The sequence below is a fragment of the Streptomyces sp. PA03-3a genome, from assembly GCF_033792735.1.
Classification (GTDB): Bacteria; Actinomycetota; Actinomycetes; order Streptomycetales; family Streptomycetaceae; genus Actinacidiphila.
In genome coordinates, this window is record NZ_JARAVM010000007.1 from 228,237 (window position 1) to 250,941 (window position 22,705).

Annotated in this window: 20 protein-coding genes and 1 pseudogene; 9 read left to right on the forward strand and 12 right to left on the reverse strand. The window is 73.0% G+C overall.

What is annotated here, in order from left to right; genetic code table 11:
* Nucleotides 1-25: 25 nt before the first annotated feature.
* From PV342_RS11380 to PV342_RS11390, 3 genes are read right to left on the reverse strand one after another with little or no spacing between them, the layout of a single operon-like run.
* Nucleotides 26-916, reverse strand: coding sequence for a fructosamine kinase family protein (locus PV342_RS11380; RefSeq protein ID WP_500316833.1), 891 nt, complete (start codon nt 914-916; stop codon nt 26-28).
* Nucleotides 913-1,449, reverse strand: coding sequence for a low molecular weight protein-tyrosine-phosphatase (locus PV342_RS11385; RefSeq protein WP_500316835.1), 537 nt, complete (start codon nt 1,447-1,449; stop codon nt 913-915). Before PV342_RS11385 ends, PV342_RS11380 begins: the two co-directional genes overlap by 4 nt.
* 24 nt (nt 1,450-1,473) lie before the next feature.
* A complete protein-coding gene (locus PV342_RS11390) occupies nt 1,474-1,851 on the reverse strand; it encodes a phage holin family protein (protein WP_018558184.1) in 378 nt (125 codons plus the stop codon).
* Nucleotides 1,852-1,906: 55 nt separating this feature from the next.
* Here PV342_RS11390 and PV342_RS11395 point away from each other — a divergent pair, with 55 nt between their 5' ends.
* A complete protein-coding gene (locus PV342_RS11395) occupies nt 1,907-2,224 on the forward strand; it encodes a cupin domain-containing protein (RefSeq protein WP_018558185.1) in 318 nt (105 codons plus the stop codon).
* A gap of 121 nt (nt 2,225-2,345) precedes the next feature.
* Entirely contained in the window at nt 2,346-2,558 is a 213-nt protein-coding gene (locus PV342_RS11400) for a DUF5326 family protein (protein WP_018558186.1), read from the forward strand.
* 43 nt (nt 2,559-2,601) lie between these two features.
* Here PV342_RS11400 and PV342_RS11405 read toward each other — a convergent pair whose 3' ends face one another.
* The 3 genes from PV342_RS11405 to PV342_RS11415 all read right to left on the reverse strand — a co-directional run bounded on the left by PV342_RS11405 (nt 2,602) and on the right by PV342_RS11415 (nt 5,716).
* The gene (locus tag PV342_RS11405; protein WP_500316838.1) at nt 2,602-4,077 is read right to left on the reverse strand and encodes a flotillin family protein; all 1,476 of its coding nucleotides are present in this window, start codon (nt 4,075-4,077) and stop codon (nt 2,602-2,604) included.
* Nucleotides 4,078-4,197: 120 nt separating this feature from the next.
* Nucleotides 4,198-4,398: an NfeD C-terminal domain-containing protein gene (locus PV342_RS11410; protein WP_018558188.1), complete on the reverse strand. Its 201-nt coding sequence runs from the start codon at nt 4,396-4,398 to the stop codon at nt 4,198-4,200.
* Between the two features lie 13 nt (nt 4,399-4,411).
* Nucleotides 4,412-5,716, reverse strand: coding sequence for a YibE/F family protein (locus tag PV342_RS11415; RefSeq protein WP_500316840.1), 1,305 nt, complete (start codon nt 5,714-5,716; stop codon nt 4,412-4,414).
* 181 nt (nt 5,717-5,897) lie between these two features.
* Here PV342_RS11415 and thiC point away from each other — a divergent pair, with 181 nt between their 5' ends.
* Complete coding sequence (thiC, locus tag PV342_RS11420) at nt 5,898-7,643, forward strand: phosphomethylpyrimidine synthase ThiC (protein WP_361002539.1); 1,746 nt, start codon at nt 5,898-5,900, stop codon at nt 7,641-7,643.
* Between the two features lie 47 nt (nt 7,644-7,690).
* Here the strand turns inward: thiC and PV342_RS11425 are convergent, their stop codons facing one another.
* From PV342_RS11425 to PV342_RS11440, 4 genes are all read right to left on the reverse strand, one after another.
* Nucleotides 7,691-8,278, reverse strand: coding sequence for a DUF4240 domain-containing protein (locus PV342_RS11425; protein WP_500316842.1), 588 nt, complete (start codon nt 8,276-8,278; stop codon nt 7,691-7,693).
* Nucleotides 8,279-8,325: 47 nt separating this feature from the next.
* On the reverse strand, nt 8,326-9,192 hold the full coding sequence (locus tag PV342_RS11430) for a hypothetical protein (RefSeq protein WP_400799638.1): 867 nt from the start codon (nt 9,190-9,192) through the stop codon (nt 8,326-8,328).
* A gap of 161 nt (nt 9,193-9,353) precedes the next feature.
* A complete protein-coding gene (locus tag PV342_RS11435) occupies nt 9,354-10,391 on the reverse strand; it encodes a metallophosphoesterase (RefSeq protein ID WP_400799635.1) in 1,038 nt (345 codons plus the stop codon).
* A gap of 168 nt (nt 10,392-10,559) precedes the next feature.
* A complete protein-coding gene (locus PV342_RS11440) occupies nt 10,560-11,660 on the reverse strand; it encodes a LacI family DNA-binding transcriptional regulator (RefSeq protein WP_400799632.1) in 1,101 nt (366 codons plus the stop codon).
* A 338-nt stretch (nt 11,661-11,998) separates the two neighbouring features.
* Here PV342_RS11440 and hisC point away from each other — a divergent pair, with 338 nt between their 5' ends.
* The 5 genes and pseudogenes from hisC to PV342_RS11465 all read left to right on the forward strand — a co-directional run.
* Complete coding sequence (gene hisC, locus PV342_RS11445) at nt 11,999-13,072, forward strand: histidinol-phosphate transaminase (protein ID WP_386989942.1); 1,074 nt, start codon at nt 11,999-12,001, stop codon at nt 13,070-13,072.
* Between the two features lie 156 nt (nt 13,073-13,228).
* Complete coding sequence (locus PV342_RS11450; protein ID WP_400799628.1) at nt 13,229-14,728, forward strand: cytochrome ubiquinol oxidase subunit I; 1,500 nt, start codon at nt 13,229-13,231, stop codon at nt 14,726-14,728.
* A gap of 11 nt (nt 14,729-14,739) precedes the next feature.
* Nucleotides 14,740-15,741, forward strand: a complete 1,002-nt coding sequence (cydB, locus tag PV342_RS11455; protein ID WP_400799625.1) for a cytochrome d ubiquinol oxidase subunit II — start codon at nt 14,740-14,742, stop codon at nt 15,739-15,741.
* 22 nt (nt 15,742-15,763) lie between these two features.
* Nucleotides 15,764-19,240: a thiol reductant ABC exporter subunit CydD gene (cydD, locus tag PV342_RS11460; RefSeq protein WP_500316846.1), complete on the forward strand. Its 3,477-nt coding sequence runs from the start codon at nt 15,764-15,766 to the stop codon at nt 19,238-19,240.
* 45 nt (nt 19,241-19,285) lie between these two features.
* A pseudogene (locus tag PV342_RS11465) lies at nt 19,286-20,398 on the forward strand (GAF domain-containing sensor histidine kinase); the annotation flags it as partial.
* Nucleotides 20,399-20,413: 15 nt separating this feature from the next.
* On the opposite strand, the gene PV342_RS11470 reads toward PV342_RS11465, so the two are convergent.
* Entirely contained in the window at nt 20,414-21,274 is an 861-nt protein-coding gene (locus tag PV342_RS11470; protein WP_361002517.1) for an HAD family hydrolase, read from the reverse strand.
* Nucleotides 21,275-21,382: 108 nt separating this feature from the next.
* On the opposite strand from PV342_RS11470, the gene PV342_RS11475 reads away from it, so the two are divergent.
* Nucleotides 21,383-21,799: a DUF6083 domain-containing protein gene (locus PV342_RS11475; protein ID WP_400799619.1), complete on the forward strand. Its 417-nt coding sequence runs from the start codon at nt 21,383-21,385 to the stop codon at nt 21,797-21,799.
* On the opposite strand, the gene PV342_RS11480 is transcribed toward PV342_RS11475, so the two are convergent.
* Complete coding sequence (locus PV342_RS11480) at nt 21,792-22,682, reverse strand: LLM class flavin-dependent oxidoreductase (RefSeq protein WP_386989933.1); 891 nt, start codon at nt 22,680-22,682, stop codon at nt 21,792-21,794. The genes PV342_RS11475 and PV342_RS11480 overlap by 8 nt on opposite strands.
* Between the last annotated feature and the right edge of the window lie 23 nt (nt 22,683-22,705).

Here is a 22,705-nt window from a genome sequence, read left to right on the forward strand (position 1 = left end):
ACGGGCCAACGAACACGGCCGTCCGCTAGGCGGACGCCAGAGCCTCGCGGGCGGCGCGACCAGCGGCGGCCCCGTAACCCGCCCCGAACAGGACGGCGTGCACCAGCAGGGGGTGCAACTGGTGGAGGGGAACCCGCTCCCGGCGGCCGGGCAGCGGCCGGACCTCCTCGTACGCGGCGAGCACCCGTTCCAGATGCGGGCAGCCGAACAGCTCCAGCATCGCCAGGTCGGCCTCGGGGTGCCCGCCCTGTGCCGCCGGGTCGACGACACGGGGGCGGCCGTCGGCGGCGAACAGGACGTTGCCGGACCACAGGTCGCCGTGGATCACCGCGGGCGGCTGGGCGGGGCCGCCGATCCGCGGCAGCAGCTCGCAGACCCGCTCGACCGCGCGGACGTCCTCCGGTGCCATGGCGCCGCTGTCGGCGGCCTGCCGCAGGAAGGGCAGCAGCCGCCGTCCGGCGTGGAAGGCGGGCCAGTTTGCGGGACAGCCGGACGTGTGCTGCCCGGTGCCGGGCGGCGGCAGGGGGAGCGAACCGATGAAGGCCGGGTGCGCCGTCCCGTACCCCGGGGCGGGGACCCGGTGGAGCGCGGCGAGTTCGCGGCCGAGGCGCTCGGCCGCGGCGGGGGTGGCCGGACCGGGCTCGACCCACTCCAGGACGAGCGTGCGGTCGTCGGCGGCCAGCACCTCCGGAACGGCGACCGTCCCGGTGCCGCCCAGCAGCCGCAGGCCCGCGGCCTCGGCGGCGAAGAAGCCCGGCGGCGCGTCCGGGAGGTCCTTGGCGAAGACCGTGCCGCCTGATCGGCGCAGCAGCCGTACGGCCCGGCAGATGGATCCGCCGCCCACCGGGCCGGCCTCGGTCACCGGCTCGCCCAGCAGGGCGGCGACCCGGTCGGCGAGCCGGGCCGCGGCGGTCACGGCGCGGGCGCGGGCTCGCGGCCGAGGGCGTCGCGTACGGCGTCCAGCAGGCCGTCGGCGGCGGCCTCGCACATCTCCAGGCACTCCTCGAAGCCGCTCAGGTCCCCGTAGTAGGGGTCGGGCACGTCCAGGCCGCGGCCGTCCGCTCCGGCGTCCGCGGCGGGGTCGTAGGAGCGCAGCAGCCGCACCTTGGCGGCGGCCTGCGGGGTGGGCGCCAGCCGGCGCAGGTCCCGCAGGTGGCCCGAGTCGAGAGCGATCACCAGGTCGAGCCCGGCGAACCACTCGGGCTGGAACTGGCGCGCGATGTGCTCGTACCCGTAGCCGCCCGCGCGGAGCACGGCCACGGTGCGGTGGTCGGCGCCGTCGCCCTCGTGCCAGGAGCCCGTTCCCGCGCTGTCGGCGACGACCAGGGCGCCGAGCCCGGCCTCCTCGATCCGGGCGCGGAAGACGGACTCGGCCATCGGCGAACGGCAGATGTTGCCGGTGCAGACGAAGCACACCCGCAGCGGTGTGCGGGAGGACGGAGCGCTCATGGGCTCCATGATGCAGCCCCCGGGTCAGTCCTCGTCCGGGAGGACCATGTTCAGGGCCCAGGAGACGATGCTGATGATCAGGCCGCCGAGGAACGCCGCCCAGAAGCCCTCGACGTGGAAGTCGAGGTCGAGCTTGCCGGAGATCCAGGAGGTCAGCAGCAGCATCAGGGCGTTCACGATCAGCGTGAACAACCCGAGGGTGAGCACGAGCAGGGGCAGCGACAGCAGCTTCACCAGCGGCTTCACCAGCCAGTTCACCACGCCGAAGACCAGGGCGACGAGGATGAGGGTGAGGGCCTTGTGCCCGGTGTCGTCACCGGTGAGCGTGATGTTGCCCACGAGCCAGATGGCCACCAGCAGGGCCCCGGCGTTCGCGAGCGTCTTGACGACGAAGTTCATCATGGCTGAGATCGTCGCAGAAGTGATCGCACAGGCACAGAGCTGAGGGAGCGGCCAAGTGAAGGTGTTCCGGCTGGACGATCTGGAGGCCGAGCGGGCCGCCAACGAGGGCGCGTACCTCAGTTTCCTGCGCGAGCGGAACATGTCCGCCGGGCTCTACGCCCTGCGGGCCGGGGAACTCGACCCGCAGAAACCGCACGCACAGGACGAGATCTACCTGGTCGTGAGCGGCCGGGCGCTGATCACCGTGGGGGAGGAGACGACACATGTCGCGCGCGGCAGCGTGGTCTACGTCCCGGCCGGGGCGCCGCACCGCTTCCACCACGTCACCGAGGACCTGAAGGTCCTGGTCGTCTTCTCGCCCCCCGAGGCCTGAGGGCCTTCGCCCCCGGTTCCCGTAGGGGGCGGGTCAGGGACGGATGGGGACCGCGAGGCCTCCGCAGGGGACCGCCGCGGCCCTAGCCTGGGAGCGGAAGGACGACAAGGAGGAGGAAACGGTGAAGCTCTTCGAGGGCCTGCCCTGGTGGGTCAAGTGGGTCGCGGTGCCGGTGATCGCGATCGTGGTCTTCGGCGGCATGATCGCCAGCGCGATCGGGTTCCTGTTCTGGCTGCTGTTCAAGGTGCTGGTCTTCGTGGCGCTGGTCGGCGGCCTGGTGTACGTGGTCAAGAAGTTCACCTCGTCCTCGTCCGACTCCCGCGACAAGTGGTGACCCCGTGGGGCCCGGTCGCCGGGCCCCACGGGACGTGCGCCGCTCAGTCCTGGAGCCGGACGCGCTCGGGGATCCGCGGCGCCGCACCGTTCGGTGGGGCGTCGCCGCCGGCGCCGGTCGCGCCGTTCATCTGGGCGAGCAGCTGACGGGCCAGGCCCAGACCGGTGCCGCCCATGGTCAGCGCCTTGGCGAACATCTCCGACATCCCGTCGGCGCCGTTGAGCAGCACCATGTGGTCCACGTTGCCGAAGGCCTCGGCGCCCGCCCGGACGATCTCCGGCCAGTTCTCCGCCAACTGCTGGGCGACGACGGCCTCCTGGTTCTCCGCCAGGGCGGCGGCCCGCGCCTTGATCGACTCCGCCTCGGCCAGGCCCCTGGCCTTCGCGGCCTCGGCCTCCGCCAGACCCCGCGCCTGCGTCGCGGCGGCCTCGGCCTCACCCGTGGCCCGGGTGGCCGCGGCATTCGCCTCACCGCTGACCCTGGTCTGCTCCGCCTGCGCCGCCGCGGCCGTCTTGACGCGGTTCGCCTCGGCGGCGGCGGCCAGTTCGGTCTCCCGGGCCTTCGCCTCGGCCGCCGAGATGCGCGCGTCGCGCTCGGCCTCGGCCAGCGTCCGCTTCTCGTACGCGGAGGCGTCGGCCGGCTTGCGGACGTCCGCCTGCAACTGCTGCTCGCGCCGCTGCGCCTCCAGCTCGGCGACCCGGGTCTCCTGGACGACGACCTCCTGCCGGGCCGCCGCCTCCGCGAGCGGGCCCGCCTGCCGGGAGGACGCGGTGGCCTTGTCCCGCTCGGCCATGTAACCCGCCTGCAGGATCTGGCTGTCCCGGGTCGCCTCGGCCATGCGGGCCGCGGCCTGCTGCTCGGCCTCGGTGGCCAGCCGGTCCGCCTCCGCCTGCGCGATGCGGGCGTCCCGCTGGACGGCCGCGGCGTGCGGCGCGGCCAGGTTGTTGATGTAGCCGGTCGGGTCGACGATCTCGTGGATCTGCAGCGAGTCGATGATCAGGCCGAGCTTCTCCATCTCCGAGCCCGAGGCGGCACGGGTCTCGGCGGTCAGCCGCTCCCGGTCCCGGATCATCTGCTCCACCGTCAGCCCGCCGACGATGGAGCGCAGATGACCGGCGAAGACGTTGTGCACCCGCTCGGGCATGAACTTCTGCTGGTCCAGGAAACGCCGTGCGGCGTTGGCGATCGACACCATGTCGTCGCCGACCTTGAAGATGACCACGCCGTGCACCTTCAGCGGGATGCCCTGCTGGGTGACGCAGTCCACGTTCAGCTCGGCCTCGTTGAGGTCGAGCGAGAGCCTGCGCACCGCCTGGACCCCGGGCATGACCAGGGTCCCCCGTCCCGTGACGATGCGGAACCCCATCCCCTCCCCCACACCGTCCGTGCGGTGCTTGGAGCCGGAGATGACCAGTGCCTCGTTGGGCTCGGCGACCCGCCACATCAGTTTGAACAGGCCGACCAGAATGATGATCGCGACGAGCGCCCCGCCCGCCGCAACGCCGATCAGCATCGGCATACGCCCCCTTACGGATGGCCCCGATCGGGGCCGCGTACGGGAGTGTCCGCCTGTGGATGACGGTGCGGTAGGTCCTGACGGATCCTTGTCGCTTTCTTGACGCGGAGCGGACCGCTCCGCTCAGCCGTACGCCGGCGCCACGTACACGGTGCGCGGCGGCAGGTGCTCCACGACCACCACGACCGTGCCCTTCTCGATGCGCTCGCCGGCCGTCGCCGGGTACGCCAGGAACGCCTCGGCACCGCCCCGGACGTGCACGATCACCTCGCCGACCAGCCCCGGCCCGACCGTTCCGGTCACCCGGCCCTGCAGTCCGACCACGTTCCCTCCCGGCTCACTTGGCGCGGCGCCGGTGCCCCCGACCGGTGCCCGCGAGAACAGTGTCGCCGCTGCCGCGGTCCGCCGACACCACCAGGACGGCCAGCGCGGTCGTGAGCGGCACCGCCACCACCAGCCCGATGCTGCCCACCAGGGTCCGCACGATCTCCTCGGCGACCAGTTCGCTGCCCGCCACCGCCAGCACCCCGCGCTCCGCGATGGAGAAGAGCAGCAGCAGCGGCAGCGCCGCGCCCGCGTAGGCGAGCACCAGGGTGTTGACGACCGAGGCGATGTGGTCCCGCCCGATCCGCATGGCCGCCGAGTACAGCCGCCGCCGGCTCGTCCCCGGGTCCGCCTCGCGCAGCTCCCACACCGCCGAGGTCTGGGTGACCGTCACGTCGTCCAGGACGCCCAGCGAACCGATGATGATGCCCGCCAGCAGCAGGCCGCGGATCTCGATGCCCGGGTAGAGGGAGTGGATCAGCCCGGTCTCGTCGGAGGTGTTGCCGCTCAGCAGCGCCCAGTCGATGAAGACCGAGCCCAGGACGCCGATCAGCAGCAGCGAGCACAGGGTGCCCAGCACCGCGACCGAGGTACGGGCGTTGAGGCCGTGGCACATGTAGAGCGCGATCAGCATGATGGCGCTGCCGCCGATCACCGCCACCAGCAGCGGATTGCTGCCGTGCAGGATCGCCGGGAGGATGAACAGCGTCAGCACCGCGAAGCTGATGACCAGCGCGATCAGCGCCAGCACCCCGCGCAGCCGCCCGACCACGACCACCACCGCGGCGAAGATCCCGGCCAGCAGCCACAGGGGGAAGGCCCGGTCGACGTCGGTCACCGAGTACTGCAGTTCGCGCGGCGCCTGCGGCGCGTACGCCAGCAGCACCTTCTGGCCCTTCGTGTAGTGCCGGGTCTGGGTCGGCTGCACGATCTCGGTGAAGGTGCGGCCCGCGTCCTTGCCCGACGCGACCTCGATGGTCGCGCGCTCGCAGATCGCCGGACCCGACGGCGCCGACGTCGGGCCGGGGGAGGGCGCGGCTCCGGTGCCCGGTTCGGCGTTGACGTCCGAGCACTTGACCTCCTCGACCTTCACCACCCGCCCGGACTGCGTCTGCTGGTCGAAGCCGACGCCGCTGCGCTCGTGCTTCGGCACGCCGCCCGGCCACAGCACCACCAGGCCGGCCACCACGGCGGCGACGAAGGGGATCAGGACGGCGGCGATGACCTTGCGCAGGTGCCGGGAGACCGGCGGCACCGGGCCGTGCCCGTGTCCGTGTCCGTGACCATGGGCTTGCGAGTGCGGGTGAGTGGAGTCCACGGCCCGATCATCGCAACACCCTCTGGTGTGCGTCAGCGAGGACCCGCTAGCGTTGAGGCACCTTTGCAAACGCGGGAGCTCGGAGCACCGGGCTGAGAGGGCGCTGACCGGCCGAAGGGCCACCAGCTGCGCCGACCGCTGAACCTGTTACCGGGTAATGCCGGCGTAGGGAGTGGGTCTCATGACCATGCAGGATGCACACGCGCGCGAAATCGGCTGGCACAAGGGCTACGTGACCGGGTCCCGCCCGGACATCGAGGTCCCCGTCCGCCGGGTGCACCTGACCAACGGCCGGGACGTGACGCTGTACGACACGTCCGGCCCGTACACCGACCCGAACGTGACCACCGACGTCCGCCGCGGCCTTGCGCCGCTGCGCGAGAACTGGATCGTCGCCCGCGGCGACACCGAGGAGTACCCCGGCCGCCCCGTCCGCCCCGAGGACGACGGCCTCAAACACACCGCACCGCGCGGCGGCCTGCGCAACCTGGACGCCGTCTTCCCCGGACGCCCCCGCCTCCCCCGGCGCGGCCGGCCCGGACAGCCGGTGACCCAACTGGCGTACGCGCGGCGGGGGGAGACCACCCCGGAGATGGAGTACGTCGCGATCCGCGAGAACGTCTCCCCCGAGGTCGTGCGCGAGGAGATCGCGGCGGGACGCGCCGTCCTGCCGGCGAACGTCAACCACCCGGAGATCGAGCCGATGATCATCGGCAAGCGGTTCCTGGTGAAGGTCAACGCCAACATCGGCAACTCGGCGGTCACCTCCTCCATCGAGGAGGAGGTCGACAAGATGACCTGGGCCACCCGCTGGGGCGCCGACACGGTCATGGACCTGTCCACCGGGCGCAACATCCACACCACACGCGAGTGGGTGCTGCGCAACTCCCCCGTCCCCATCGGCACCGTCCCCCTCTACCAGGCCCTGGAGAAGGTCGACGGCAAGGCCGAGGAGCTGACCTGGGAGATCTACAAGGACACCGTCATCGAGCAGGCCGAACAGGGCGTCGACTACATGACGGTGCACGCCGGCGTGCTGCTGCGGTACGTCCCGCTGACCGCGCGCCGCAAGACCGGCATCGTCTCGCGCGGCGGGTCGATCATGGCCGCCTGGTGCCTCGCGCACCACAAGGAGAGCTTCCTCTACGAGAACTTCGAGGAGCTCTGCGAGATCCTCGCCGCCTACGACGTCACCTACTCCCTGGGCGACGGCCTGCGTCCCGGCTCCATCGCGGACGCCAACGACGAGGCCCAGTTCGCGGAGCTGCGCACGCTCGGCGAACTCAACACCGTCGCCAAGCGGCACGGCGTGCAGACCATGATCGAGGGTCCGGGACACGTCCCCATGCACAAGATCAAGGAGAACATCGACCTCCAGCAGGAGATCTGCGAGGAGGCGCCGTTCTACACCCTCGGCCCCCTCACCACCGACATCGCGCCCGCCTACGACCACATCACCTCCGGCATCGGTGCCGCGATGATCGCCTGGTGGGGCACGGCCATGCTCTGCTACGTCACCCCCAAGGAGCACCTGGGTCTGCCCGACCGCGACGACGTCAAGACCGGCGTCATCACCTACAAGATCGCCGCCCATGCCGCCGACCTGGCCAAGGGCCACCCCGGCGCCCAGGAATGGGACGACGCGCTCTCCGACGCACGCTTCGAGTTCCGCTGGGAGGACCAGTTCAACCTGGCCCTCGACCCGGACACGGCACGGGCGTTCCACGACGAGACGCTCCCGGCGGAGCCGGCCAAGACCGCGCACTTCTGCTCCATGTGCGGGCCGAAGTTCTGTTCGATGAAGATCTCCCAGGACATCCGCCGCCGGCACGGCGGCACACCCGAGGAGATCGAGGCCGGCATGGCGGAGAAGTCCCGCGAGTTCGCCGCCTCGGGCAACCGCGTCTACCTCCCGATCGCCGACTGACCCGTGATCCCGCGGCGGCCCGCACCGGCGGGCCGCCGCGGGATCCGCTACACGGGCCGCCCCCAGGCGCCGTCGGGGCCCAGGTACAGACCGGCCAGGCGAGGCAGGCGGCGCTGCATCTCCGTGTCGTCGTCGAAGTCGAAGTCCTCGCCCATGTCCGGTCCCGCCTGGGCCTCGGCGCCGGCGGGGCGGTGCGCGGCCCAGGCGGTGTAGAAGGAGTCCCGGTCGCCGGTGAGCCGCTCGAATGCCTGGGCGGCCACGTAGTTCACGTCCTCGTCGAAGAGGGCGCCGTCGTTGCCGTCCCGCGCGGCCGCGACCACGGTGGGGTGACCGGCCAGGCTGTCCGGCGCGGCCGCCACGCGGTCGTACCAGTCGCGGCCCTGGGCGATCACCCCGGCGCGGAAGTCGATGAAGGAGTCGTCGGAGCAACCGCCGCCTATGAGGTAGGCGGCGGCCCAGACGTCCCAGCGGTACAGGGCGTCGTGCAGTTCGTCGAAGCGTTCCGCGTACTCCAGGATCTCCTGACGCGGCCGTTCCGTCAGCAGGCGCACCAGCGCCTCGTCGAAGGGCTCGCCGGCGGCCGCCGCCGTGGAGCGCGCGGAGTCGATCAGCTGCCAGAAACGGTCGGTGTCCATGCCCGCACTGTGGCACCGGGGTACGACAACGTCCCGCGTCCGCCGGGTCAGTCCGGTCTGTGGTCGGGGCCGCCGAAGTCGGGGCTGGAGAAGTCCGGGCTGGTGAAGTCGGGGCTGGTGAAGCGGTCCCCTGGTTCGGGGGAGGACTCGTGGCCGGGGCTGGAGAAGTCGGGGCGGGAGTAACCGAGCCGCGGCATGCGGGGGTTGCCGCCGGTGGTCGCGGAGGGGGCGGCCGGTGCGGTGGGGGCCGCGCCGGCGGCCTTGGCGAGGGCGTCGTCGAGGAAGGGCTGCAGTCCCCGTTCCACCAGGGCCCGGCGCCACAGCTCGCGGGCGAGGGCGACGTCGCGGGGCTCGCCGCCGGGCGGGTCGTGGAGGGCGGTCGAGCCGTTGCGCAGCGCGGTGAGCAGCAGTCCGACCATGCCGATGACGATGCCGCAGACGGCGACGGCCGCGAAGAGCCAGCCGGCCTGCCGCAGCGGCTGGGCGATCGCCGGTTCGGGGTGCCCGAAGCGCAGGGCGTACCCGAGCACGAGGAAGATGACGGCGGCCGTGCCCGCCAGGATCGGTGTGAGCACGGCGACGACGGCGAACAGCCCGGCCCCCGAGCCGTCCGCGGCGACCGGGGCCGCCGCGGCCGCGTAGCCGAGGCCCGGCACGGTCGCGGTGCGTGCCTCCCGGCGCTGTTCCGCGAAGGCCTCGCGGATCTTGACGAACTGCTCGTACTCGGGCGCGGCGCAGGCCGAGATGGGCTCGGCCGCGTTGAGCGCCATGGTGCGCAGCTGCTCGGCGTTGAGGCGGTTCCGCGCTTCGGCGAGGGCGGCCCGCGTGCCCTCCGAGTGCAGAGCCGTGTCGAGGGCGCGCTCGAATTCCGGGCGGTCCTCGGTCAGCAGGTGTGGAGCGCTGTTCATGTGCATCCCCCGATGCTCCGTCTCCGGTTCCTCCCGGGGTTCACGAAGGACGAAGGTCCGGTCCGGCTGGGCGGAAGCGGAGGAGAAGCTGCCTACGGATATCCCGATGGTAGAGCGCGGAGGTGACGCGGTGACAGAGTGTTTCCGGAAAATGGGGGTTTCGGGGTCTACAACGGCAGCTGTGCGACCAGGAGTTTGCCGTCCATCGTCACCCCGCCGTCCATGGCCACCGCCAGGTCCTCCGCGTACACGTGCGGTCCCTCGACGACCGCGGAGCGGTCCGGCTGCTCGGTGCCGGGTTCCGCGCCGGGCTCGCCGAGCAGGTACGGGATGGGGCTGTGACCGTGCACGACGCGGTGGCCGCCGTAGGTGTCCAGCAGCTCGCGGGCGGCCTGCGGCCCGGACTCGCCGCGGAAGGCGAAGCGCCGGGTGAACTTGCGGAACAGCTCCCAGCACTCGTCGGCGTCGCCGCGCTGCAGGATGCCGGTGACGGCGTCGTTCATCGCGTCGATGGTGGTGCCGTACTCCAGGTACGCGGTGGTGTCGGAGTGCAGCAGCAGATGGCCGTCGGTGAGGGCGGCCGCGTCCAGCCGGGACATCCAGGCGACGTGGTGGTCCTGCAGCCGCTCCATGTCGCTGGTCTGGCCGCCGTTGAGGCGCCAGGCGGCGAGGAAGGAGGCGGTGCCCGCGGCGGAGTTCACCGGGGTGTCGCCGAAGCGGTGGGCGCCGAGCAGCAGCAGTTCGTGGTTGCCCATGAGGGCCCTGGCGTAGCCGCCGGCCGCGGCGGCCTCCGCGGACAGCTGCATGACGAGCTCGATCACGCCGATGCCGTCGGGGCCGCGGTCGGTGAAGTCGCCGAGGAACCACAGGCGGGCGTTGCCAGCCGCCCAGTGGCCCTCGGAGTCGATCAGCCCGGTCGCGTACAGGGCCTCGTGCAGCCGGTCCACGTAGCCGTGGATGTCGCCGACGACGTAGAGCGGGCCGAGCGCCTGGGTGTCGGCCGCGGTGACCACCGGGAGGTCGCGCTGTGTGGGCGTGTACTCCGGCGGCATCATGTGCTCGTCGATCATCGTCTGTTCGTGCCCGGCCGGATGCCCGGGCGGAGCCCCGACGGCGTCGGCGGGGTGCACCGACGGCGTCATGGGCGCGCCGTGCGCCACCGCCTCCGCGAGGTCCTGGGACCAGCCGTACGAGGTACCGGGCATGGGTCCCTGACCTACCCCCTGAGTCATCGACCCCTCCACCGTCGCGCCGCCATCCGCCCATCATAGGAATCACGATGTCGTGGCGTGACACACCTGCTGATAGCGATTTCATCCCGCGCGGACAAATCCGCCCGGGGCGGGCTCTTCTCGCCTCGGAAGCGCCCGTTCCTATTTTCCCGCGGGCCCGCGGGGCGGGCTGACGGTGGTGCGCGGCGGGCGCCGCTGGGAGGACGTGCGCACGATCAGGTCGGTCGGCATGACCTGCTGCACCGGGCGGCCCGCGTCCACCCCCTCGATGGCGTCGATGAGCAACTGGACGACCGCGGTGCCGATCCGGCCCGGTTTGAGGGAGAGCGTGGTGATCGGCGGCTCGGTCGTCGCGTAGACCATGCTCTCGCTGCAGCAGACCAGCAGGAGGTCCTCGGGTACGCGCAGCCCGTAGCGGCGGGCGGCGGCGAGCAGGTCGGTGCCGTTGGGGTCGAAGAGGCCGTAGACCGCGTCGGGGCGGTCGGGCCGGGCGAGCAGGCGGTCCGCGGCGACGGCGCCGGCGCACGGGTCGTGGGCGGGGTAGGCCTCGACGACGGGCTCCTGGCCGATCCGCTCGCACCAGTGCAGGTAGGCGGAGGTGGACAGCCGGGTGTAGGTGTCGGTGCTGGTGCCGGTGAGCAGTCCGATCCTGCGGGCCCCGGCCTCGGCGAGGTGCTCCAGGATGCCGAGCACGGCGGCCTCGTGGTCGTTGTCGACCCAGGCCTGGACGGGCAGGCTGCCGGTCGGGCGGCCGTCGCTGACCACGGGGATGCCCTGCCGCACCAGCTCGGTCACCATCGGGTCGTGGTCGGAGGGGTCGATCACGACCGTGCCGTCCAGCGCGACGTTGCTCCACACGTCGTGCCGGGAGGAGGCCGGCAGGATGACCAGGGCGTATCCGCGGGCGAGCGCGGCGGAGGTGGCGGCCCGGGCCATCTCGGCGAAGTAGGCGAACTCGGTGAAGGTGAAGGGCTCTTCCCCGTACGTCGTCACGGTCAGGCCGATCAGCCCCGACCTGCCGGTGCGCAGCGTGCGGGCGGCGGCGGAGGGGCGGTACCCCAGCCGGTCGGCGACCTCACGGACGTGACGGCGGGTGGCGTCGGGCAGTCGGCCCTTGCCGTTGAGCGCGTCGGAGACGGTGGTGATCGAGACTCCGGCCGCGGCGGCCACGTCCCTGATGCCGGCCCGCCCCAGCCGGCGTCCGACGGGCCGGCTCGCCTGGTGCTTCCCTGCTGCTGTCATGGCGTGGTGATAGTAGGGGTCGGGTCGTCCTTTCGCGGGGTGCCGGAGAAGCCGTTGACAGATACGTTTCCCCGCCCGTGGCGCCGGGCGCGGCCGGGAAAGCCCAGGTGGTGGCGGGTGTCTACCACGGGTTGCCGGCCCGTTACCGGGTGCCGCCCGCCCCGCGCCGCGCGGAGCGCGCGGCCATCAACTCACCCCTACGAGGGATGCGCGCCACCGCGCGCGCCACCGGCGCGCAGTGCGTCGCACCACCTGCCCCCTTCCCCGTGAGCCCCTGCCGCGAGCCCGTGTGCCGCAAGCCCTCCCCCGGCCGGGCGGGCGCTCGTATGGTGTGGGGCATGAGCCCCAAACTGCGCCGCGAACTGGACGGCATCCCCACGTACAAGCCGGGCAGACCCCCGGCCGTGGAAGAGGGAGTGACGGCTTACAAGCTGTCCTCCAACGAGAACCCCTACGCGCCGCTGCCCGGTGTCCTGGAGGCGGCCACCGCCGCCGCGGAGAACTTCAACCGCTACCCGGACATGGCGTGCACGGCGCTCCACGCAGAGCTGGCGCACCGCTTCGGCGTGCCGGAGGAGCACATCGCGACGGGCACCGGTTCGGTGGGCGTCGCGCAGCAGTTGCTGCAGTCGACCGCGGGCCCGGGTGACGAGGTCGTCTACGCCTGGCGGTCTTTCGAGGCCTATCCGATCATCACGCAGATCACCGGCGCGGCCTCGGTGCGCGTGCCGCTCGACGCGGGCGAGACGCACGACCTTGACGCGATGGCCGCGGCGGTCACGGACCGGACGCGGCTGATCTTCGTCTGCAACCCCAACAACCCCACCGGCACGGTGGTGCGCCGGGACGCGCTGGAGCGTTTCCTGGACCGCGTCCCGCCGGACGTGCTGGTCGTGCTGGACGAGGCGTACCGGGAGTTCATCCGCGACGCCGAGGTCCCGGACGGCGTCGAGGTCTACCGTGACCGTCCCAACGTGGCGGTGCTGCGCACCTTCTCCAAGGCGTACGGGCTCGCCGGGCTGCGCGTGGGGTTCGCGATCGCGCACGAGCCGGTCGCCGCGGCGCTGCGCAAGACGGCCGTCCCCTTCGGGGTGAGCCAGCTCGCCCAGGACGCGGCGGTGGCCTCGCTGCGCGCGGAGGCCGCGCTGCTGGAGCGGGTCGACGCGCTGGTCACCGAGCGCACCCGGGTGTTCGACCGGCTGACCGCGCAGGGCTGGACGGTGCCGGAGACGCACGCCAACTTCGTGTGGCTGCGGCTGGGGGAGCGCACGACCGACTTCGCCGCGGCCTGCGAGCGGGCCGGCGTCACCGTCCGCCCGTTCGCGGGGGAGGGCGTGCGGATCACGGTCGGCGAGCAGGCCGCCAACGACGTCCTGATCCGTACGGCGGAGGCCTTCCGCAAGGAGCTGTGACCGTTCGCACGCAGCGTCCCGGGTGCCACGGGGCGTCGTAGCACGCCCCCTTTCGCCCCCTTCCACCCCCCGGTGTGAGGGGGCGAAAGTGTGTGCGGCATACTGAGCTTGTGAATGCGTTCACTTTCACAAGCTCGCCAAGTTAGGAGGCGTGACGTGGACCTGGCACTGGACTCCGTCGCCGTCGCGCGATGGCAATTCGGCATCACGACCGTCTACCACTACCTCTTCGTTCCCCTCACGATCTCCCTGGCCGCCCTGACCGCCGGTCTGCAGACGGCCTGGGTGCGCACGGGCAAGGAGAAGTACCTCCGGGCGACCAAGTTCTGGGGCAAGCTCTTCCTGATCAACATCGCCATGGGCGTGGCCACCGGCCTGGTCCAGGAGTTCCAGTTCGGCATGAACTGGTCGGACTACTCGCGCTTCGTCGGCGACGTGTTCGGCGCCCCGCTCGCCTTCGAGTCGCTCATCGCCTTCTTCTTCGAGTCGACCTTCATCGGGCTGTGGATCTTCGGCTGGGACAAGCTCCCGCAGAAGCTCCACCTGGCCTGCATCTGGCTGGTCTCGCTGGGCACGATCCTCTCCGCGTACTTCATCCTCGCCGCCAACTCCTGGATGCAGCACCCGGTCGGCTACCGCTACAACAAGGTCACCGGCCGCGCGGAGCTCACCGACTTCTGGGCGGTGCTCAGCCAGAACACCACCCTCGTGGTGGTCTTCCACACGCTGACGGCGGCCTTCCTGACCGGCGCCGCCTTGATGATCGGCATCTCGGCCTACCACCTGGCCCGGCGCAAGCACGTCGCCGTCATGCGGACCTCGCTGCGCCTCGCCCTGGTCACCGCCGTCGTCGCCGGCCTGCTCACCGCGATCAGCGGCGACCGGCTGGGCAAGGTCATGTACGAGCAGCAGCCGATGAAGATGGCCGCCGCCGAGGCCCTGTGGGACGGCGAGTCCCCGGCCCCCTTCTCGATCTTCGCCTACGGAGACGTCGACAAGGGCCACAACACCGTGGCCGTCGAGGTCCCCGGCCTGCTGTCCTTCCTCGCCCACGACGACTTCGACTCGTACGTCCCCGGCATCAACGACGTCAACAAGGCCGAGCAGGAGAAGTACGGGCCCGGCGACTACCGCCCCAACATCCCGGTCGCCTACTGGGGCTTCCGCTGGATGATCGGCTTCGGCATGACCTCCTTCGCGGTCGGCCTGGCGGGACTGTGGCTCACCCGCCGCAGGTTCTGGCTCGCCGAGGACCGGCGCACCGCCGACGACGAGCCACCGCACCTGATGCTCACCAGGAACAGCGCCCTCTCCCCGGCCCTGTCCCGCTGGTACTGGCGGATCGGCCTGCTCACCATGGGCTTCCCGCTGATCGCCAACTCGTGGGGCTGGATCTTCACCGAGAACGGCCGTCAGCCGTGGGTCGTGTACGGGCTGCTGCGCACCGAGGACGCGGTCTCCCCCGGTGTCTCCACCGCCGAGATGCTGACCTCGCTGATCGTCCTGACCACGCTCTACGCCGTCCTCGCGGTCGTCGAGGTCAAGCTCCTGGTCAAGTACGCCAAGGCCGGGCCGCCCGAGCTCACCGAGGCCGACCTCCATCCCCCCACGAAGATCGGCGGCGACGCCGACCGCCCGATGGCCTTCTCGTACTAGGGAGAGACGGCATGCACCTCCACGACGTCTGGTTCGTCCTCATCGCGGTCCTGTGGACCGGCTACTTCTTCCTCGAGGGCTTCGACTTCGGCATCGGCGTCCTCACCCGGCTGCTCGCCCGCGACCGCCCCGAGCGGCGGGTGCTGATCAACACCATCGGCCCGGTCTGGGACGGCAACGAGGTCTGGCTGATCACCGCCGCCGGCGCCACCTTCGCCGCCTTCCCCGAGTGGTACGCCACCCTCTTCTCCGGCTTCTACCTGCCGCTGCTGGTGATCCTGCTCTGCCTGATCATCCGGGTCGTCGCCTTCGAGTACCGGGCCAAGCGCCCCGACGAGCGCTGGCAGGCCACCTGGGAACGGGCCATCTTCTGGACCTCCCTCATCCCCGCGTTCCTGTGGGGCGTGGTCTTCGCCGACATCGTGCACGGCGTGGCGATCGACCGGTCCGGTGACTACACCGGGCAGGTCTGGGACCTGCTCGGTCCGTACGCCCTGCTCGGCGGCCTGGTCACGCTCAGCCTCTTCACCTTCCACGGGGCGGTCTTCGCGGCGCTCAAGACGCTCGGTGACATCCGCGCGCGGGCCCGCCGCTTCGCCACCGGCGCCGGTGCGGTCACCGCGCTGCTCGCGGCGGCGTTCCTGGTGTGGACGCGAGGCGACGGCGGGGACACCGCGAGCCTGGCCACCGCGATCGCCGCCGTCCTGGCGCTGCTCGGGGCGCTCGGCGCGAACCTGCGCGGACGGGAGGGCTGGGCGTTCGCCCTGTCCGGGATCACGGTCGTGGCCGTCGTGGCGACGCTCTTCCTGACGCTCTTCCCGGACGTCATGCCCTCGTCGCTGGACCCGGCGTGGAGCCTGACGGTCGAGAACGCGTCCTCGACCCCCTACACCCTGAAGATCATGACCTGGTGCGCGGGGATCGCGGCACCCCTGGTCGTGCTCTACCAGGGCTGGACGTATTGGGTGTTCCGCAAGCGGATCGGCACCCAGCACATCGCCGAAGCGCACTGAGCGACACGAGGGGCTGTTTCACGTGAAACCCGTCGACCCGCGGCTGCTGCGGTACGCCCGCGCGACCCGTGTGTTCCTCGCCGTCTCCGTCCTGCTCGGCCTCGTCGGCGCGGGCCTGGTCATCGCGCAGGCGATGATCGTCGCGGAGATCGTCGTCGGGGGTTTCGAGGACGGTCTCGGCGCCGGGGCGCTGCGCACACCGCTGCTGCTGCTCGCCGGCGTCGCGGCCGGCCGGGCGGCCGTCTCCTGGCTCACCGAGCTGTGCGCCCACCGCGCCTCCGCCGCAGTCAAGTCCCAGCTGCGCACACAGCTCCTGGAGCGGGTCACCGCCCTGGGCCCGGCGGGGCTCACCGAGCGCCGGACCGGTGAGCTCACCACGCTCGCCACCCGGGGCATCGACGCCCTGGACGGCTACTTCGCCCGCTACCTGCCCCAACTGGGCCTGGCCGTCGTGGTGCCCGCGGCCGTCCTGGCCCGCATCGTCACCGAGGACTGGATCTCGGCGCTCACCATCGCCCTGACCCTCCCCCTCATCCCCGTCTTCATGGTCCTGATCGGCTGGGCCACCCAGACCCGCATGGACCGTCAGTGGCAGCTGCTCGCCCGGCTGTCCGGCCACTTCCTCGACGTCGTCGCGGGCCTGCCCACCCTCAAGGTCTTCGGCCGGGCCAAGGCCCAGGCCGAGTCCATCCGCGCCATCACCGCCGACCACCGGCGCGCCACGATGCGGACGCTGCGCATCACCTTCCTCTCCTCCTTCGCACTGGAACTGCTCTCCACCATCTCCGTCGCCCTGGTCGCCGTCGGCGTCGGCATGCGGCTGGTCCACGGTGAACTCGACCTCTACACCGGGCTGGTCATCCTCGTCCTGGCGCCCGAGGCGTACCTGCCGCTGCGCCAGGTGGGAGCCCAGTACCACGCGGCCGCAGAGGGGCTCGCCGCCGCCGACGAGGTCTTCGCCGTCCTGGAGACCGCGCCGCCCCGGCGCGGCACGGCACCGGCCCCCGACCTGCGGACCGCGGTCGTCGCACTGGACGAGGTGGCCGTCGAGGGCCGCCTCGGTTCGGTCTCCCTGCGGGTCTCCCCCGGTGAGACGATCGCCCTCACCGGCCCCAGCGGGATCGGCAAGAGCACGCTGCTCTCCGTACTGCTCGGCTTCACCGAACCGACCTCGGGACGGGTCCTGGCCGACGGCGCCGACCTCGCCGCCCACGATCCGGCCGGCTGGCACCGGCAGATCGCCTGGGTGCCCCAGCGGCCGCACCTGTTCGCCGGGACCATCGCCGACAACGTACGGCTGACCCGGCCGGACGCGAGCCCGGCCGAGGTCCGCGCCGCGCTCCGGGACGCCGGCGCCCCGGACCTCGACCCCGCGACGGCCCTCGGGGAGGGCGGCGCCGGGCTCTCCGCCGGACAGCGCCAACGCGTCGCGCTGGCCCGGGCGTTCCTCGCCGACCGGCCGCTGCTGCTGCTCGACGAGCCGACGGCGGCACTGGACGGCGAGACCGAGGCGGCCGTGGTCGACGCCGTACGGCGGCTCGCGGCCGGCCGCACGGTGCTGCTCGTCGTGCACCGCCCCGCGCTGCTCGCCGTGGCCGACCGCACGGTGCGGCTCGACGGCCGCCCGCCGCGTGCCGTGCCGGCAGCGGCGCCCCCGGCCCGGGCCGCGGCCGGTACGCCCGCCCCGGAACCCCTCGGTGCTGCCCCCGCCGTGTCCTCTTCGTCCTCCTCGTCCGCCGCGTCGGCCACGGGGTCCGCGCCGCTGACCCGTGTGCGCCGGATCGCCACGCCGCTGCGGCCGCGGTTCGCCCTCGCGCTGCTGCTCGGCGCCCTCGCCCTGCTGAGTGCCGTGGGCCTGATGGCGACCTCGGCCTGGCTGATATCCAGGGCCTCGGAACAGCCGCCGGTCCTGTACCTGATGGTCGCGGTCACCGCGACCAGGGCCTTCGGCATCGGCCGGGCGGTCTTCCGCTACGCCGAGCGCCTGGTCTCGCACGACGCCGTCCTCCGCGCCCTCGCCGGCCTCAGGGTCACCGTGTACGGGCGGCTGGAGCGGCTCGCGCCCGCCGCGCTGCGCGACACCCGGCGGGGGGACCTGCTTTCCCGCCTCGTCGCCGACGTGGACGGTCTGCAGGACTACTTCCTGCGCTGGCTGCTCCCGGCCGGTGCCGCCGCACTCTCCGGCACCGCCGCGGCCGCGTTCACCGTGTGGCTGCTGCCCGGTGCCGGAGCCGCCCTGGCGGTGGGACTGCTCACCGCCGGTGTGGCCGTGCCCGCCGCCTCCGCGGCGCTCGCCCGGCGCGCCGAACGCGCTCTCGCCCCCGCCCGCGGCGAACTCGCGGCCCAGGTGGTCGAGGTGCTCACCGGTACCGCCGAACTGACCGTCGCCGGGGCCCTGCCCGGGCGCCGCGCCAAGGCGGCCGAGGCGGACCGGGCGCTCACCCGGATCGCGGCCCGCTCCGCGGCCGGCGCGGCGCTCGGGGCCGGGCTCGGCGCCCTGGTCAGCGGACTCACCGTCACCGTCTGCGCCTGGGCGGGCGTGCGGGCGGTGGCCGGCGGCGGCCTGTCCGGGGTCGCGCTCGCGGTGGTCGTGCTCACCCCGCTCGCCGCCTTCGAGGCGGTGACGGCCCTGCCGCTCGCGGCGCAGTACCGGCAGCGCAGCCGGCAGGCGGCGCGGCGCGTGTACGACGTACTCGACACCCCCGAGCCCGTACGGGAGCCCGCGCACCCCGCGGCCGCGCCCGCCGGGCCCCACCCCCTGGTGCTGCGCGGACTCACCGCCCGCCATCCGGGGCAGCCCCGGCCCGCGCTGGACGGCGTCGGCCTGGAGCTGAGCCCCGGCCGCCGGATCGCCGTCGTCGGTCCCTCCGGATCGGGCAAGACGACCCTCGCCCATGTGCTGCTGCGCTTCCTGGACGTCGAGGAGGGCGCGTACACCCTCGCGGGCAGCGATGCCACGGCCCTCGACGGCGACGCGGTGCGCCGCATGGTCGGCCTGTGCGCCCAGGACGCGCACGCCTTCGACAGCACGGTCCGGGAGAACCTGCGCCTGGCCCGCCCCGGCGCGGACGACGCGGAACTGCGGAAGGCTCTCGCCGCCGCACGGCTCGACCTGGACCTCGACCTCCCGGTCGGCGAGCACGGCACCCGCCTGTCCGGCGGCCAGCGCCAGCGGCTGGCGCTGGCCCGCGCGCTGCTCGCCGACTTCCCCGTCCTGGTGCTCGACGAGCCGGCCGAACACCTCGACCTGGCCACCGCCGACGCCCTGACCGCCGATCTGCTGGCCGCGACCACGGGCCGGACGACCGTGCTGATCACCCACCGCCTCACCGGTCTGGAGGAGGTCGACGAGATCCTCGTCCTCGACCACGGCCGGGTCGTCCAGCGCGGTACGCACCGTGAGCTGGCCGCCGCCGACGGCCCGTTCCGCCGGAGCCTGGACCGCGAGCGCGCGGCCGACGCACTGAACGCGCCGGAGCCGGAGTCGATCACGGCGTAGGACGCGGCACCGTCCTAGGCTCGCCGTATGGCAGAACCACTGGCCAGGCTGCTGGACGCCGTCGGCTCGGTCACCAGCGCGCTGCTGGCGGACGAGCAACCGGGCGACGACGCGCTCGACGTCGTCGCCCAGCAGGCCCGCGCGCTCGTGGGGGCCGACGCGGGCCTGGTTCTGCTGCCGACCGTCGAGGGCGGTCTCGAAGTGGTCGCCGTCTCGGCCGAACAGCCCGCGGGCCTGGTCGGCACGCTGCTCGAGGCGGACAGCCCGCCCGTGGCGCCGCTGATGGCGGGCGAGCCGGTGTTCGTGGAGGACGCGTCGACCGACGCCCGGATGACCATGGCCATCGCCCCGCGCTTCGGGGCCTGCATGATGCTGCCGCTGCAGAGCAGCGGCCATGTGATGGGGGCGCTCGCGCTGCCCAGGGCCCACGGCGTGCCGGGCTTCACCGAGGACGAGCGGTTCGTCGCCATCCAGTTCGCGGCACAGGCGGCGCTGGCCCTGCTGCTCGCCGGCGCCCAGCGGGACCGCAACCGGCTGGCCGTGTACGAGGAGCGCGACCGGATCGCCCGCGATCTGCACGACCTGGTCATCCAGCGGCTCTTCGCGACGGGCCTGATGCTCCAGTCGGCGCGGCGCAAGGCGCTGCCGCCCGACGCCGAGGAGGGCATCGCGCACGCGGTCGAGGAACTGGACGCCACCATCCAGGAGGTGCGGACGGCGATCTTCGCGCTCCAGCAGGAGCCGCGGGACGACGCCCCCGCGGGACTGCGCGCCCAGGTGCTGCGCGAGACCGGCTCCGCCGCCCGCGGCCTCGGCTTCCCGCCGTCCGTCCGCTTCGTCGGACCCGTCGACCACCGGGTCGGCGCGCTCAGCGCCCGCAACCTCGTGGCGGCGCTGCGCGAAGCGCTGTCCAACGTGCAGCGGCACGCCGGCGCCACCTGGGTCGAGGTGGTGCTCGACGCCACCGCCGTGCTCTCCGACGGCCGCGAGGGTGTGCGGCTCATCGTCTCCGACGACGGCGTCGGCATCCCAGAGACCGGGCGGCGCAGCGGGCTGCGCAACCTCGCCCGCCGCGCGGAGTCGCTGGGCGGCGAGTCCACCTTCGGGCCGGGACCTGACGGCAAGGGCACCGTGCTCGCCTGGGAGGCGCCCCTGTGAGCCGGCCCGCCGGGGTCAGCGGGCGGCGAGGATCCGCTCGATGACGCGGGCCACGCCGTCCTCCTCGTTCGCCGCGGTGCGGTGCGTCGTGGCGGCCAGCACGTCGGGGTGGGCGTTGGCGACGGCGTACGAGGTGCCCGCCCACGACAGCATGGCGAGGTCGTTGGGCATGTCCCCGAAGGCCACCACCTCCTCGGCGGAGATGCCGAGGTCCGCGCAGCAGCGCGCGAGCGTGGTCGCCTTGCTGACCCCGGCGCCGCTGATCTCCAGCAGCGCCGACGCGCTGGAGCGGGTGATCTCGGCGTGCTCCCCGGCCACCGCGCGCGCGGTGCGCAGGAAGACGTCCGGGTCGATGGAGGGGTGCTTGGCCAGCAGCTTCAGCACGGGCTGGCCCTGCCGCCCGCCGTCGAGCAGATCCTGTACCGGGGCCACGACCGCGTCGGGGGCGGGGGCGTACGGCGGGTAGTCCGGCTCGTACGCGAAGCCGCCGGTCAGCTCGACGGCGAAGGCCGTGCCGGGGACGGCGGTGCGCAGGGCCGCGATGACCGCGAGCGCGTCCCGGGGGTCGAGGGGGTAGGCAGCCAGCAGCCGCCTGCCGCGGTGCAGGTCGTAGACGGCGGCGCCGTTGGCGCATATCGCCATGCCGTGGCCGGCGGTGTGCGCGGCGACGACGTCCATCCACCGTGCGGGCCGCCCCGTGACGAAGAAGACCTCGATGCCCGCGGCCTCCGCGTCCGCCAGCGCGGCGATCGTACGGGCCGAAACGGTCTTGTCGTCGCGCAGGAGCGTGCCGTCCAGGTCGGTGGCGATCAGCCGCGGCGCGGGGGCCGCGAGGGTGGCGTCCGGGGTCCGGGGATGCTGGGTGGCTGAGGTCACCGACCCATGGTCCCCCATGTGGATGCATATGACAGCAGGTGGGTGCGGAGTGCGAGGACCGCCACACTCTCCGTCGCCGTTGTCAGTGCCGGCTGCCACCATCACGCCATGGCCCTTGTGCGTGGTGAAGAGCAGCCCGACCGGGAACCGGTGCTCCTGGCCGACGCCTTGCCGACGGTCGTGGACGGCATCCGCCTGGCGGCTCGCGCCGGGATACCCGTCGCCGATCCGGCGGGCGGCACCGCCACGACCTGCGGCCGGTGCGCCTGCGCCGCGTACCGCCACCGCACCGCCGGCGGGCACTGGATCCTGGTCGAGCCCGGCGAGTGGCCGCTGGGCGCCGTCCCGGCCGGCCGGCGCTGGCGGGTCGCGGGTGACGGCACGGCGGTCAACCTGCGGGCCACCGTCCCCTCCGACACCTGCCGGATCAGCCACTTCGACGTCTGTCCCGCGGGTCCGCCGCCCGCGGCGTCGCCCGTGCTGCTCGGCCAGTGGCGGCGCAACGCCCGCCGCCGGCTCAACTGAGCTGGGCCGGCGCCTCGGTCGCGATGCGCTCGAAGACCTTCTCGTCCGCCGCGTAGACGGAGTCCGGCACCGGCCAGTGGAGCACGATCTCCGTGATGCCGGCTTCCGCGTAGCGGCCCGCGAAGTCGACGAAGGCGTCGAGCGACTCCAGCGGGCGCTCGGCCGTCGACCCGGTCAGCAGGACGCGGTCGAGCTCGCCCGGGTCGCGCTCGATCTCGGCACAGGCGATCTCCAGCCGGTCGTACTGGCGCGAGACGACCTCGGGGCACTTGTCCACCGGCACGTCCGCCGGGCCCTTCGGGTCCCCGTAGGTCACCCAGGCCTGGCCGTAGCGGGCCGCCAGCCGCAGTCCGCGCGGGCCCGTCGCCGCCACCGCGAAGGGCACCCGCGGACGCTGCGCGCAGCCGGGGATGTTCCGCACCTCGTGCGCCGAGTAGAACTCGCCGTCCTGACTCACCACCGGCTCCGTCAGCAACCGGTCCAGCACGGCGACGAACTCCCCGAAGCGGTCGGCCCGTTCGCGCGGCGTCCACGCCACCTGGCCCAGCGCGGTCGCGTCGTAGCCCACCCCGCCGGCGCCGATCCCGAGTGTCAGCCGCCCGCCGCTGACGTCGTCGAGGGTGATCAGCTCCTTGGCCAGCGTCACCGGGTGCCGGAAGTTCGGTGAGGTGACGAGCGTGCCCAGCCGGATCCGCTCCGTCGCCGCGGCCGCCGCCGTCAGCGTCGGGACCGCCCCGAACCACGGGCCGTCCCGGAAGCTCCGCCACGACAGGTGGTCGTAGGTGTAGGCGGTGTGGAAGCCGAGCTCCTCGGCCCGGCGCCAGACCTTCCGCCCCTGCTCGTGCCAGCGGTAGATCGGCAGAATCACAGTGCTCAGGCGCATGTTCCCCACCCTACGGGGTGGCT

What these genes read in the sequence shown, in the direction of transcription:
- PV342_RS11475 (WP_400799619.1), top strand. Translation starts at nt 21,383, where the DNA reads ATGGCCCTTGTGCGTGGTGAAGAGCAGCCCGACCGGGAACCGGTGCTC.
- thiC (WP_361002539.1), top strand. Translation starts at nt 5,898, where the DNA reads ATGACCATGCAGGATGCACACGCGCGCGAAATCGGCTGGCACAAGGGC.
- PV342_RS11480 (WP_386989933.1), bottom strand. Translation starts at nt 22,682, where the DNA reads ATGCGCCTGAGCACTGTGATTCTGCCGATCTACCGCTGGCACGAGCAG.
- PV342_RS11440 (WP_400799632.1), bottom strand. Translation starts at nt 11,660, where the DNA reads ATGACAGCAGCAGGGAAGCACCAGGCGAGCCGGCCCGTCGGACGCCGG.
- PV342_RS11405 (WP_500316838.1), bottom strand. Translation starts at nt 4,077, where the DNA reads ATGCCGATGCTGATCGGCGTTGCGGCGGGCGGGGCGCTCGTCGCGATC.
- hisC (WP_386989942.1), top strand. Translation starts at nt 11,999, where the DNA reads ATGAGCCCCAAACTGCGCCGCGAACTGGACGGCATCCCCACGTACAAG.
- PV342_RS11435 (WP_400799635.1), bottom strand. Translation starts at nt 10,391, where the DNA reads ATGCCCGGTACCTCGTACGGCTGGTCCCAGGACCTCGCGGAGGCGGTG.
- PV342_RS11385 (WP_500316835.1), bottom strand. Translation starts at nt 1,449, where the DNA reads ATGAGCGCTCCGTCCTCCCGCACACCGCTGCGGGTGTGCTTCGTCTGC.
- cydB (WP_400799625.1), top strand. Translation starts at nt 14,740, where the DNA reads ATGCACCTCCACGACGTCTGGTTCGTCCTCATCGCGGTCCTGTGGACC.
- PV342_RS11390 (WP_018558184.1), bottom strand. Translation starts at nt 1,851, where the DNA reads ATGATGAACTTCGTCGTCAAGACGCTCGCGAACGCCGGGGCCCTGCTG.
- PV342_RS11430 (WP_400799638.1), bottom strand. Translation starts at nt 9,192, where the DNA reads ATGCACATGAACAGCGCTCCACACCTGCTGACCGAGGACCGCCCGGAA.
- PV342_RS11425 (WP_500316842.1), bottom strand. Translation starts at nt 8,278, where the DNA reads ATGGACACCGACCGTTTCTGGCAGCTGATCGACTCCGCGCGCTCCACG.